Origin of the sequence: Roseburia hominis A2-183 (genome assembly GCF_000225345.1) — a bacterium.
Taxonomy (GTDB): Bacteria; Bacillota; Clostridia; order Lachnospirales; family Lachnospiraceae; genus Roseburia; species Roseburia hominis.
In genome coordinates this window covers 3,449,000-3,462,060 of sequence record NC_015977.1, presented here as the reverse complement: position 1 = coordinate 3,462,060, position 13,061 = coordinate 3,449,000, and the positions used below count along the sequence as shown (strand labels likewise).

At 38.3% G+C, this 13,061-nt stretch carries 11 protein-coding genes and 1 pseudogene; 9 read left to right on the top strand and 3 right to left on the bottom strand.

What is annotated here, in order from left to right:
• Positions 1-138: 138 nt before the first annotated feature.
• The 3 genes from tnpC (RHOM_RS15800) to tnpA form a co-directional block, all read right to left on the bottom strand.
• The gene (tnpC, locus tag RHOM_RS15800) at positions 139-1,833 is read right to left on the bottom strand and encodes an IS66 family transposase (protein WP_014078582.1); all 1,695 of its coding nucleotides are present in this window, start codon (positions 1,831-1,833) and stop codon (positions 139-141) included.
• 287 nt (positions 1,834-2,120) lie between these two features.
• The gene (tnpB, locus tag RHOM_RS15795; protein ID WP_007888256.1) at positions 2,121-2,474 is read right to left on the bottom strand and encodes an IS66 family insertion sequence element accessory protein TnpB; all 354 of its coding nucleotides are present in this window, start codon (positions 2,472-2,474) and stop codon (positions 2,121-2,123) included.
• Positions 2,471-2,857: an IS66 family insertion sequence element accessory protein TnpA gene (tnpA, locus tag RHOM_RS15790; RefSeq protein WP_007888257.1), complete on the bottom strand. Its 387-nt coding sequence runs from the start codon at positions 2,855-2,857 to the stop codon at positions 2,471-2,473. The genes tnpB and tnpA overlap by 4 nt, the downstream gene beginning before the upstream one ends.
• A 191-nt stretch (positions 2,858-3,048) precedes the next feature.
• On the opposite strand from tnpA, the gene RHOM_RS15785 reads away from it, so the two are divergent.
• From RHOM_RS15785 to RHOM_RS15745, 9 genes and pseudogenes are all read left to right on the top strand, one after another.
• Positions 3,049-4,065, top strand: a complete 1,017-nt coding sequence (locus RHOM_RS15785) for a hypothetical protein (protein WP_118143242.1) — start codon at positions 3,049-3,051, stop codon at positions 4,063-4,065.
• A 121-nt stretch (positions 4,066-4,186) separates the two neighbouring features.
• Positions 4,187-5,128, top strand: coding sequence for a hypothetical protein (locus tag RHOM_RS15780; RefSeq protein ID WP_242823147.1), 942 nt, complete (start codon positions 4,187-4,189; stop codon positions 5,126-5,128).
• A 47-nt stretch (positions 5,129-5,175) separates the two neighbouring features.
• Positions 5,176-5,670, top strand: a complete 495-nt coding sequence (locus tag RHOM_RS15775; RefSeq protein WP_014081265.1) for a hypothetical protein — start codon at positions 5,176-5,178, stop codon at positions 5,668-5,670.
• A 57-nt stretch (positions 5,671-5,727) separates the two neighbouring features.
• A complete protein-coding gene (locus RHOM_RS15770) occupies positions 5,728-6,273 on the top strand; it encodes a hypothetical protein (protein ID WP_014081264.1) in 546 nt (181 codons plus the stop codon).
• Between the two features lie 157 nt (positions 6,274-6,430).
• Entirely contained in the window at positions 6,431-6,970 is a 540-nt protein-coding gene (locus tag RHOM_RS15765) for a hypothetical protein (RefSeq protein ID WP_014081263.1), read from the top strand.
• Between the two features lie 52 nt (positions 6,971-7,022).
• A complete protein-coding gene (locus tag RHOM_RS15760) occupies positions 7,023-7,796 on the top strand; it encodes a hypothetical protein (RefSeq protein WP_014081262.1) in 774 nt (257 codons plus the stop codon).
• Between the two features lie 965 nt (positions 7,797-8,761).
• A pseudogene (tnpC, locus tag RHOM_RS15755) lies at positions 8,762-9,625 on the top strand (IS66 family transposase); the annotation flags it as partial.
• Between the two features lie 155 nt (positions 9,626-9,780).
• On the top strand, positions 9,781-10,446 hold the full coding sequence (locus RHOM_RS15750; RefSeq protein ID WP_014081260.1) for an ABC transporter ATP-binding protein: 666 nt from the start codon (positions 9,781-9,783) through the stop codon (positions 10,444-10,446).
• A complete protein-coding gene (locus RHOM_RS15745) occupies positions 10,443-12,944 on the top strand; it encodes an ABC transporter permease (protein WP_014081259.1) in 2,502 nt (833 codons plus the stop codon). The genes RHOM_RS15750 and RHOM_RS15745 overlap by 4 nt, the downstream gene beginning before the upstream one ends.
• Positions 12,945-13,061 lie beyond the last annotated feature (117 nt).

Here is a 13,061-nt window from a genome sequence, read left to right as displayed (position 1 = left end):
GTAGCCATAGATGCTATAGGAATTTAATTATTTATTCTAAGATGACAAGTACAAAAAGGAGGAAAGATAGTAAGCGATGAATAACACACCGCCTACCCAAAACAGTAAACGACTACCATTTACTTTAGGTTTTCCCTGCTATCTACATGGCAGGGGAATTCTGTTTTCCGGGACATTGGATTCCACATCAATGATCCCCGAACACTGCTCTTTGATAAATTCACTCCATGGCATCAGCTGTTCTATACCTGCGGACGAGTTCATATAATCCGGCATATACAGCAGTACCATATAGAGATATTGGAAAATATTCAGATTGTTTGCTTTTGCTGTTTCCACAATGCTGTACATTACCGCACTTGCCCCAGCTCCAGCTTCTGATGTATGGAACAGGAAGGCTTTCCGCCCAACGGCATAACTTTTGGCTTTCCGTTCCGCACGGTTGTTTGAAATTTCACACCGGCCATCTATCATATAGTTCATCAAGGTATCATGATGATTTTGGGCATAGTTCACCGCTTTCCCAAGCTTGCTTCCGCCAGTTGGATGCAGTGTGCCAAGCCAGTTCCAGAACTGTTCCCATACAGGCTGTTCCAGAATGGTTCTTTGTTGTTTTCGTTCTTCTGCCTCCAGTTCTTTTAATGTGCGCTCCAGGTAGAAGAGCTTATTGCAATACAGCAGTCCAATTTCTGCCGGGAGCAGCTGTTCCAGCTTCTCTTCATCCGGAATACCGGTATCCTCGATCGCTTCATCAGAGTTAACATCCAGAAGTTTCAACTTTTTACGTCTGGCTGCCGGGACTGCTTCAAAGAACTTACGTCTTGCATGTGCAAGGCAGCAGACCAGTATGACATCTTCAAGCCTGTTGTAACCCTGATATCCGTCACACTGTACCATTCCATGGAATCCTTCCAGAAATTCCTGCACACAGGATCCTTTCCGGCTTGGCTGGTAATCATAAAGGACAATTGGTGTAAGACCATCATTTCCGGTTGTATATAACCACATATAAGAGGTCTGTTCCGCCGTACGTCCCTTTTCCCGCAGCACCTGACATGTTGTCTCATCTGCATGTACCAGGTCCCGCTTTAAAAGTTCTTCATGCAGCCGATCATAGATCAGATAGAAATAGTTTTCTGCCGTATAAATGATCCAGTTCGCCATGGTTTCCCGTGGCAGGGTAAATCCCAGCTGGTTCATCAGAAATTCCTGACGATAGTAAGGCATTGCCATGCCGATCTTTTCCATTGCAACATATGCGACCATGGATGGGGAAGCCGGGCTGTGTGGAATCAATGCTGTAGGTATCTTGGATTCAGCAAATGTCCCGTCACCATCTTTTCTGCATTCCGGGCACTGCCATTTCTCCTGATAATAGTGGATTCGTTCCACCTTTGCCGGGGTGATCCGTAGTTCTTCACGGACAAACATTTCCGTCACATACTCCATCTTGGAATTACAATAAGGACAATACTTATCTTCTTCCAGCAGGGGGATGACTTCCTTATGGATCGGAAGATTTCCATATTGGTCTTCACGTGTCGCTTTCGCTTTGCGTGTTGTCCGTTTGTGGCTTTTGACGATTGTTGTCACAGTTTCTTCCGTTTTCTTATCCTGTTTTGTCTTCTCACTGCCTGTACCAAAGAGTTTCCGCTGGAATTCATCCAGTGTTTCCCTGAGACCGGCAATTGTATCTTTCAGGTCATTGATGGTTTCCTTCAGTTCTGTGATGGTTTCGTCTTTTTCATCTAACCGTTCAGAAAGCATCTGGATCATAAGGTCCTTCTGATTCATCTCACTGTTAAAAAGTATGTCCTGTCCCTTTGAATCCACGGTGAATCCCTCCCTCTTTTTTCGTTACCTTTATTGTACGAAAAGGAAGGCATGGTTGCAAATGCCGTCCAAAATCAGACTGGCATTATGCCGAAAGCCAGATAGCTCCTTTTTTTCTCAAAATCAGCCAGTTTCCGGGATTTTCCGTAAAGTTATGCACATCATGATGATGTCATGCTCAACTATCCCCGGACAACGCACCCCATGATTTCACATCTGTGGATATCTTCCGTCAACAGCCTGCTCCGGCTGTAGAAAAATTTTTCAAAATCTACATATTGCACAAATCAGTAATCCCTGTCTTTCGCAGGCTGTATCGCTTTCGGCTGGTCAATGGAAAGTCCTTCCATCAGCCAGCGGAATTCCTGCCTTGTCAGAGGTCTGACTTCTGAAGCATTGCGTGGCCATTGGAATTTTCCATTGTCCAGGCGCTTCTGCAGGAGTACAAATCCATCCCGGTCAAAATAGAGGGCTTTCATCGTATTCTTTTTGCGTCCACAGAACAGAAAGACCGCATTGGAGAACGGATCCATCTGGAAATTGTCACGGATGACTGCCATGAGTCCGTCAAAGGATTTTCTCATATCAGTCCTTCCTGTAACCAGATAGATTTTCTGTACTCTGGACAGATCACCGATCAAAGTTTCCGCAGGGCAGATATCGTATGATAGATCACATCCCTGCCTGCATGATTATTGATTGCAACTTTACAGCCGTTTATGATAACTGTCAGTGCTTCGCCCTCTGATGTTGCATCTGTTGACAGCAGTCTGACTGGATTCGATATCGGTATATGCGATTCTTCTGTAATGGAAAGTGGTACGATTTCATGTGTGGCATCCACGATTAGCCTGTCTGTCTCCGGAATCATACATGATTTCTTTCTCAGCCTTGTGACAGTATTATAAAACGTATTGATAGAGATATCATTCTGCTCACACCAGACACGGTCAGAAAATCCACTGCTGCGACATTGCTGAATTAATGACAGCCATTCTTCGTCTGTTCTTCTCTTATTACGCATAAGCTGCTCCTCCTGTTAGCTAAAGTAGTTAAACACCGTAAACGGCTACCTTTGCTTAAGAAAAGAAGAGTGATACGTCCGCATCCAGATCTGAAAATAGATAAAGTAGTCGTTTACTGTTTATTGACTGTATTATCCCAAATCTTCAATTAAATTTGGAACGGTATGTTATTCATCGCTTACGAAAGATAATGAAATTAAGAAACAAAGCAGCGATGTTGTTAGCATTTTCCATGATGGTATCTTTAGGAAGTGTAGCAACTGTTAATGCAGCAGAAATGGAAAATGAATTTTCAACATTGAAGGAGAGTAGCAGTTTTGAAGAAGTAGCGGAGGTTGGCTCTTTGGAACAGTTCAAGGGAGATTCAATTGATAAGATTAAGATGGACGATAGTGGCATAGCATTAACTGCTACTGGTGATTCTTATGAGGCGAACAATGGTCCGGCTGTTGCTACAAAGGGAAGATATAACAAGATCACATATGCTTCACTTCATGATGCAAATGATGTAGATTGGTATACAATTGAAGTATTGGACACTTCCAAACCGATTAGTGTCTTTTTGACGAATATACCAAGCGGCTGTGATTATGATATGTATTTATTGAAGTATGATTCTACACTTGGAATTACTAAAATGTATTATAATCTTCAGAGTGGAACTACGGCAGAAGAATTGTATGGAACTGTGGATGAAGTCGGTACATATTATGTAGTTGTACAAGCCAGCACATCCTCATCTATAGAGAACAATTTTAGCTCATCTAATTATACACTCTATATGGGCGATTATTACAGAGTAGGTCAGTATGGTTATGTAGATACAGGTTTGGATATTAGCTTTGGAAATATACCAGTGGGAAATACAACTCCTGTATATAGGGGATGGTATACTTATGATTTGAGTAATGAGGCAAGTATTCCAAATGATGCTATTGTAACAAAAATATATTTGACTGGTAATGGAAATGGTGCATATTGGCTTGGCTTCTATAAAATGATGGCAGCGGCTGGTCAGGGAATTCAATTAGAATCAAAAATTGGTCAAATTGAAGTAATGTATTCTGGGGATAATCAGCTTTTGGCTAAACAGAAATGGTTAATCGGTGGCAAAATTATGGCAAGTACAAACTTTGTGTGGGAACCACAGATTTTAATTGCATATAAGTATGCAGCAACAATTTCAAATATGAGATTTTTTGCTTGATTTACAAAGAGTGATTTATGGAAACATAAACGATAATTACATGCAATTTTACTTGCGAGAATATTTTTACGCTTCTTAGCCTGTGCAGACTAAGAGGCGTAGAAGTATGTAGGAGGTTGAGATGATGCAATCAATATCAAGTTATATTAATCCTAATACAAGAGGGCTTACATCTAATTATAAAAATACAGCTATTAAAGATAAGGAAGCATATAACGGGGTGATGTCGCAGCACTTACTAAATCCGGTAGAGGATCTGGTACAAGCGTTAAAAACACCAATAAAATTGGCGAAAAGTGCTTCACTTAGCAGACAGAATAATTCTGTTAATATTGCAGAAGGACAAAGTATTCGTGTTAATGGAGGTCATGTGCTTACGGTTACGACGCATGGAGTAGAGGTTTCTGGTGGAGATAATCCGTATGATACAGAATCTTATGTAAAAGCACAAAGAATGGCAGATGCATTGGCATCAATGCTACGAAATGCAGGTGGGACAATGACTACTGTAGCACATTCCAAGGAGGAATATGCCCGGTATATAGAAGGAATTACGGATGTGATGTCTTATCTGGGTATCGACACTTCCAAAGATTTTACGGTCAATGGTATGCGATATAGCAAAAATAAAGATGGCTGGTATGAGTCAGAAGCGAACAGTGATGCACAGGCGGCATATGAACAGTTAAAAGCGAATAACAGAACCTATCAGTTTGCAGACGAAAAGACCAAAAAGCAGATTGCATATATTAGAGATTATTACCTTCAGACGGTGCCGGAGAGTGTAAAGGCGGCATGGCAGGAAACATTGGAAGAAACCAGTTTTAATCCATTTCAGACGGATGCAGTCAGTACCTTAACGCAGTTATCTGTAGAGCAGGATTTTCTGACAGGTGGTGATGACAATATTTTTGGAGAAACGAAAGAAAGTTGTCTGGCAGCTATTGATAAAATATTGGAGAGAATAGAAAACCCGTTGGCGGCAGTTACAGAGGAAAGGGCAGCATATCTGCAACAGGAAAAAGAATTTTATACAGTGTTGGCATCTAAAATAGGAGAATAATTTTATACATGATGCAAAAATGATATTGAAATAGGAGGAATGGTAGTATGTTTAAGAAAATTAAAAAAGTAGTGGCTTTTGCATTAGCTTTAACTATGCTAATGGGAATGAGTACAGTCGCATTTGCGGCAGAGAGAGAAAGTGAAGTTCCAGAGTTGACAAAAGTTGACGGAATGACGGTGGCTATTGATGAGGATAATGACAATGGCATCAGTCCTTTGTGGTGGTCTGGTAATGGTCCGGCTCCACAAGTAACTAAAATTGAACTTTATAATCATGGTTTGTTAGATAATGGAAACTATTGTGTCATCATCAAGGTTTATGGATATGGAAGTGATACTACAACTTTTAACGGAAGAAGTATTTCGTGGTTTAAACAGCAGCCGTTTATAATTTCAGGTAATGGTGCGGATGGCTTTTATTACTGGTATGATTGCGGAAAAATAACAGCACCTGGTAATTATACATTTACTACAAAATTTAGATCTACCAATTTCCCATATGGTGAGAAATCCTTTTCATGTGTATTCAAAAAAAGTTAAGGCAGGAAGTGGGCTAGAATATAGAGAGATTTTTAAGCTGATTGGAGGAACAGAAGTATGAACATTGGTTCTGGTCTAAATACGGTATCTTCAATGTACCGCCAACAAAAAGGCAATAATATGAAAGCCCCTGTATCTGCGGAAAAGACATTTTATACGGCTGAAACACCAAAGGTATACCAGATATTCACAACAGATAATATGTTGTGGACAGGAGGTAATGGTACAGGTCTTTCTTATTGCCTTAAATATGCGGATGATTCGACGGATGAAAATCCAGTGGTGTTAGCGAAAGGTGTGGATGAAAACGGAAAAGAGTTTGAACAAAGAATTTATATCAATGACGTTGATCCATCAAACGCCACAGTAGTCGAAATGCGTGCATTGGAGGCACATTACAAAGTGGAGAAGCAGGGAGGTTTTACGTCTTTGCCGCTTGAAGCTGGTAATATGGGGCTTAATGACAGAAGAGATTTTATTTCAATGTTTAAAGAATGCATAGAAGATTTAAACAAATTGGGAAGGTTTGATTTATCGTTGCTTTGGACGAAAAGTATGGATGCTTATCTTGATTTGACAAGTGCAAATAGTAAGTATAAATAGTGCTTAGTCATTTGAACATATGAGAAAAAGAAAACTTGGACTTCATAGGAGAGAGTAGCTTGGTTATGACTGAGAGAAGAATCATATGATTTCTATGATTATTTAGCGGGTAATAATATTGGAGTTATTATATGTTAATTTGAAAGGAGATTTTAAAATGAAGAAGGTAAAAAGTTTAAAGGCGTTGGTGTTGAGTTTGATGTTATGTTTGGCAATGGGAACAACTGCGTTTGCAGGTGAAGTATCCACTCAGGGACAGGCTGCGCCTAATGCAAATAAGGCAGTAGAAGTAAGCGATTGTGGCAATTTGGACGTAGTACCTGCTTATGATGACGCCGTTGCTCTTGCAGATACGATTCGGTATGATGCAAATAGAACCATTACAAGAAGCAATTCCAGAAGCGGTGTATTCAACGGAAATTATTATTACACCATTAATAACTCAAGCGTTACAAAGTTGTGCTTAGATGTTTATATGCCTAATAAAAGTGGAACAGATTATCTTCAGGGAACAATTACTCTTGTAGGAAGTGACGGAACAAGTGCACCGGTACAAATTGCTAATTATTCGGGAGATTCATGGACACTGACATTTACAGGTGTTAAGGTAGGTGTTAGATACCATTTCCATTATGAGTTGTATTCTGTTGGCTCTTCGCAGGTAGGCTATATTGCTTCTGCTGCTTATGCACAATAATAGATGCTCGAATATGGAATATTAAGCAAGCACAACAGAATATTTTCATTGTATGTTGCATTTTATAGAAATCTGGCATAAAGTGCAACATACTATAATAAAAAAATTAGATTATATTGCTGCTGGAGGGATTATAAATATGGTAAATATGGTAAATACCGCTGTAAATAACAATATTTATGCAGGAAGAAAACCTGGGTCAAAATATAACCAGTCACATACTTTTCAACAAAAGGAAGTATTAGAGGTACCGGATGGTGCAGCAGTTAACAAATATGCAAATGTTCAAGAAATCTATGAGGCATTAAAATATAACGCGTCATATAGAGTAGATAAACAGGAGCAGGATGAAATTGCTGAGAAAGAAATTCAAAATGAAGAACCAGAAATAAGCAATGATTCCAGTGAAAAAATGACAGCATGGTATCAGGGTGTTCCTTTGAAAGAATGGGCATTAACGGATCCTAAATACACGGATTCAGAAACGGGAATTTCATGGTATATTAGAGACGGAAAATATCCGTATATGGTAGGTGAGGATGCAGAAAAGTTCCGAAAACTTTGTGAAGAATCCGGGGAGTTCCCTCTAAAGAAATTTGGGGAAATGACGGGATTAATACAGAAATTAGATGACAATACAGTAGCGTATGTGGGTGATAACGGAATTGCAGTTAAATCTAAAGATGGGAAAGAGATGTTTGTGGACACATCTGGCTTGTCATATGATATTGTTATGGATATGTTCAGAAATTTGCCTAGAAATGGGAATTTTTTCAGCAATAAGTATTGGTCAGATAATATACAGAAAGCACAGGCTCGGAGCTGATGATACGTTATATTGCAAGAGTGTGTATGCTTGGACTCCGATAGGAGAAAGCAGATTGGTTCTGATTGACAGAAGAATCATATGATTTCATCATTAATTTGGTAGGCAATAATATTCAAATTATTGCCTGCTAAATTTTTACCAAAATTCTTCTAATACCGTTTTTGGACTAGAAATGAAAAGAAAATGAATATATCGAAAGAAGAATCTGAAAAGTTAGAAAATAATTGGAAGATTGGTTTGATTGTAGTATAATATTAAAAGAGGTGCGAGCTGAGAAATCAGCATAGCTGATTTCCCCTAGCAAGCGGAAGTAATTCTGCAAGCTTTGGTAAGCTGATAATAATACAGTAGGAAAAATCCTATCAGGTAAGGTCTAACCAACCGCCTGTACCGAGTCCTTGGAGCCGAAGCGGTAACGTTAGGTTTAAGCGTAGGACAGGGAGCAACAGAGCCGAAACGAAAGTGAAGTGATTGAGCTGGGAAATTATTATGAGGTTGGAAATGGTCGATGTGTTCTTATTCACAGCAGACAATATCGTTGTAACCGTTAGGGCGAGGTTATGATGGCATCCCCCAGTCAGAGAACTTGGCGAGGTTGATGATAAGTATGTTATCGGAACAGCTGAGATCCTATTATCTCCTCAAATGAGGTATGATGTACAATCAAAGGAATAAGAGAGGAAGTCAAACGGATAATAGGAAGTCCGAGTGCTCATAGTACCGAAGAAACTGCTAATCACAGTGGAGGGAAGGGGCACACCTTATATGGATGTAAAGAACTATTGCGTGGACAAGAGAGCCAATTAGTGCAATGCTCGAAGTTGAAGTATAGGGTTAAGCCGTATGCCTTAATAGGGCACGTGCGGTTTGAATGAGGGATATGGGGAGCAATCCCCATATCTACTTAAGTAAAAGCACACAAGAAGGCCCGTAAATCGAAAGCTGCTTATGATGAGGTCTTTGCTGATCTTCCGACAGAGAATGTTTATGTAGATACTCTTACGGAAGAACAGAAAACGTGTGATGTTTGTGGAACAATGATGATTCCTATCGGACACGAACCCATCCGGACAGAACTGCGTTATACAGAGCCAAAGCTGGAGCGTATTGATTATTATGCGACTACCTATGAGTGTCCACAATGCAAGGAAACGGAAGATCCCCGGTTCATCAAGGACGAAGGAACTCCTGCACTGATCCCGGGGAGTTATGCATCGTCCGGTCTTGCAGCACATGTGATGTATTATAAATATGTCATGTCTATGCCCTTATACCGTCAGGAGAAGGACTTTGAACACCTTGGGATAAAGATCAGCCGTACGACCATGGCCGGTTGGATCATCTACTGCGCAGAGAATTACTTTTTGCCAATGTATGAATATCTGCACCGGAAACTGTTGAAACGCAGATATCTGATGGCAGATGAGACTCCGATCCAGGTATTAAAGGAAGAAGGCCGCAGACCACAGAGTAAATCTTATGTCTGGCTGGTACGAACTGGTGACAATGGTGGGATTCCTATCATCCTTTATAATTACACTCCGACCAGAGCCGGCAGTCATGCCGCTGCTTTTCTTGCAGGTGCAGATCCCGGATACTATCTAATGGTTGATGGTTATAAAGGATACAACAAAGTGCCGGAGGCACAGCGTTGTTGTTGCTGGGCTCACATACGACGCTATTGGCTGCGGGCAATACCCAATGAACTTGATCCACTTAAATATCTGAGCTTCCTTCTAGAGCATCGTCCTGGTGCTGAAATGTCAGACGAGGAATTGGAACAATTTGCCCCGTGGAGTAAATTGGCTCAGGGAACTTGTAAATAAAATGTAGTGAAATACTCGTATGTCTGGCATTCTAGCGCGGGGTGTCAGATTTAATTTATAGGGTACGCCCTAAAACTATGCGCTTACCATTTATAGTTATAAAATATATAATAATATAAACTTAAACTTTTTCTAATACAATTATGGAGGGAATTATGGAAATTATTAGTGTAGAACATTTGAAAAAATATTATGGTAAAGTGCCAAATCAAACAAAAGCGGTAAATGATATAAGTTTTTCTGTACAGAAAGGAGAATTTGTTTCCATAATTGGTAGTTCTGGCAGTGGAAAATCTACGTTACTTAATATGATTGGCGGATTAGACACTCCAACTTCAGGGAATGTATATATTTTGGGGAAAGATATTACTTCTATGTCTGAGGAAGAATTGACACTATTTCGTAGAAAAAATATAGGATTTATTTTTCAAAATTATAATTTGATTCCTGTTTTAAGTGTCTATGAAAATATAGTTTTGCCAGTAGAACTTGACGGGAGAAAAATAGATAAAGATTTTTTAGATGATGTTTTAGATATACTTTCATTAAAGGAGAAAATCTTTAATCTTCCGAATACGCTCTCTGGAGGACAACAACAGAGAGTGGCTATTGCTCGTGCTATTATATCGAAACCGGCTGTTATATTAGCAGATGAACCAACTGGAAATTTGGATAGTAAAACGAGTGGAGATGTGATAAAGCTTTTAAGAACAGTCAACCAGCGTTTCGAACAAACGCTGATTATGATTACACATAATTTGGAAATAGCTCAGTTGTCGGATCGCATAATAAATATTATAGATGGAAAGGTAGATATATGAAAAAAAATTTTTATTATAAAATGAATTTAAGGCGTATATGGGGATTGTCTAAGAAAATTTTTTTGTCAAATCTATATCGAAATGTTGTGGTAATTATTGCGGTAGTTTTGTCCACTTTTATGTTGACATCTGTGTTTAGTGTTGGATTTAGTTATATAGAGACGGCACAATTACAACAAATTCGTGCGATGGGGACAACGGCTCATGTGGCTATTAATAACCCTAGTGATTTGCAAGTATCTGAGATAAAGAAATCAGATTCGATTAAAGATATTGGGATTTCTCAACATTTAGGACAAATTGACGGTTTGGAAGATGAAGATTTGTTGCTAGGGCTAAATTGGATAGATGAAAATGAATGGAACCTTCATAGGGTGCCCACTATTTCAGATGTTGTTGGAAACTACCCTGTTACAGAAAATGAAGTAATGATACCTACATGGATTTTAGAGCGTTTGGGAATAACAAATCCACAAGAAGGTATGTCTATTTCTTTGTCGTATCATTTGGATGACGATGATTCTATTAAGACGCAAGAGTTTATTTTGGCGGGATACTATACAGACTACTCTCAAGTTAGGACTAATGACAAAGGAAGCATTTACGTTTCAGAAGAATTTAAAAATAAGGCTGCTATCTCTACTGGTAAAGTAGTTATGGTGTCTTTTGAAGATACAGGAGATATTCAAAAAGAGTGTGATAGGTTAAAGGACAAGGTGAAATTTTCTTCAACACAGAGTTTTGAAATTGTTCCTGTAACACAAGTGAACAGCCAAGTATTAATTATAGGCATTGTCTTTATACTATTATTCATATTTATTAGCGGCTATTTGTTAATACATAATGTTTTATATATTAGTATAGTTAGAGATATCCGCTTTTTTGGTCAACTTCGATTAATAGGATTTACCAAAAAAGAAGTACGAAAAATTGTTTATCAGCAAGTTTTGTATATTACTGTTATTGGAATTCCGATAGGCTTGATATTGGGAGCTGCAGTATCTTTTGGTATCGTGCCATATAGTTTAAATGTGCTATATTCGGGGAATGAAGATTTAGGATTGCAAATTTCGTTCTCTCCGTTCGTTTTTATAGGAGCCACAATATTTTCTTTTGTCACTGCAAGAATAGGGTGTGTTAAACCTGCGAAAATAGCCGCCCAGGTTTCTCCTATTGCGGCAATGTCATATAATGATGTGGATTCGAAAAAATTGTATAAGCGTAGGAATAAGGTATTTAGATTAACAAGAATGGCGTTTCAAAATATTTTTCGCTCTAAAAAAAGCGCAATATTGGTTATTTCTTCTTTGTTTTTAGGGCTGGCGTTATATTGGATAGCAACGTCTTTATTGTCGAGTATTAGTCCGGAAAACTTTATACAGCAATGGGGTGAAAGCGACTTTGCAATTACTTATAGTATTCATGATGATGGAAGTCCAATCACGGCAGATATGCTAGAAGATATTAAAAATATCTCTGGAATTCAAAACTTAAGAGTTACCTATGTTGCCAAAGAACGTGTTACTTTTGATGTGCAGTATGATGAGGAGGTATTTGGCGCATATGTGGATTCATTAGAAGGAAAAGCAGGTATAGACTTTTCTTCTTCTGAAAAACGCGAATCATATACGGAGAATTTTTATAGTGGTGTTTATGGAATTGATAATAGTTATATAGAAGAATTAAATAAAACACTTGAACATCCTATTGATCTAGAGGCGTTTCAAGATGGTAAGATTGTTGTGCTTCAGACAATTACAAATGAGGATGGGGAAAATTTAATTCAACCTAATCAGATTATTACTATAAAAACTAAAGGGGCCGAGACGGAGTTTGAAGTTGCTGATGGTTTTTTTAGCGCTGATTTTCAAGGAGGGAGGGGAAATGAAAAAGGAACAGCCCCGGATTTATATATAAGCAAAACGGCGCTTGAAGGTTTAACTTCTCAAATTAAAATTTTTCGAATTGCATTTGACACTGATGGAAAACATGATGATGAAGTTTTAATGCAACTTCAAACGATTGCTTCTTTGAATTCGGATATTCAAATAATATCTAGGATTGAAAAAGCTAAAGAGATGGAAGGTTACATTTTGACAACTAAAGTTTTAACGATAGGATTGTCTTTTATATTTTTGCTAGTAGGAATACTTAATTTTGTTACAACAATGATTACGAGTGTAAATAACCGAAAACAAGAATTTGCAATTTTGGAAAGTATTGGTATGACGCATAGACAGCAATTAAAGATTTTATTGATTGAGGGATTTTATTATTGGATAATTTCATTTATATTATTGCTCATAGTAGGAAATGGAATATATATTCCCTTGTATTTTTGGTTTAAGCAAATTGTTTCGTATGCTTCTTTTAAAATGCCGTATGCTTCTTTGTTAATTGTTTTAATAATTATTTTTATGGTATGTTTAGTAACGCCGTTTTTTGCATATCAAAGCATTTTAAAAGATAGGCTGATTGAGCGAATTAATAAGCAATAATTTCTTCGCAGATAGAATTTGAGTGTAGATTAGATAGAAGATTTATTACTTTTTAAAAATAAAAGTCCAATCAGGAGTTTGCGATTCAAGAGAATCCATAACCATGATTAGGGCTTT

What these genes read in the sequence shown, in the direction of transcription:
- tnpA (WP_007888257.1), bottom strand. Translation starts at nt 2,857, where the DNA reads ATGCGTAATAAGAGAAGAACAGACGAAGAATGGCTGTCATTAATTCAG.
- RHOM_RS15785 (WP_118143242.1), top strand. Translation starts at nt 3,049, where the DNA reads ATGAAATTAAGAAACAAAGCAGCGATGTTGTTAGCATTTTCCATGATG.
- RHOM_RS15780 (WP_242823147.1), top strand. Translation starts at nt 4,187, where the DNA reads ATGATGCAATCAATATCAAGTTATATTAATCCTAATACAAGAGGGCTT.
- RHOM_RS15775 (WP_014081265.1), top strand. Translation starts at nt 5,176, where the DNA reads ATGTTTAAGAAAATTAAAAAAGTAGTGGCTTTTGCATTAGCTTTAACT.
- RHOM_RS15770 (WP_014081264.1), top strand. Translation starts at nt 5,728, where the DNA reads ATGAACATTGGTTCTGGTCTAAATACGGTATCTTCAATGTACCGCCAA.
- RHOM_RS15765 (WP_014081263.1), top strand. Translation starts at nt 6,431, where the DNA reads ATGAAGAAGGTAAAAAGTTTAAAGGCGTTGGTGTTGAGTTTGATGTTA.
- RHOM_RS15760 (WP_014081262.1), top strand. Translation starts at nt 7,023, where the DNA reads ATGTTGCATTTTATAGAAATCTGGCATAAAGTGCAACATACTATAATA.
- RHOM_RS15750 (WP_014081260.1), top strand. Translation starts at nt 9,781, where the DNA reads ATGGAAATTATTAGTGTAGAACATTTGAAAAAATATTATGGTAAAGTG.
- RHOM_RS15745 (WP_014081259.1), top strand. Translation starts at nt 10,443, where the DNA reads ATGAAAAAAAATTTTTATTATAAAATGAATTTAAGGCGTATATGGGGA.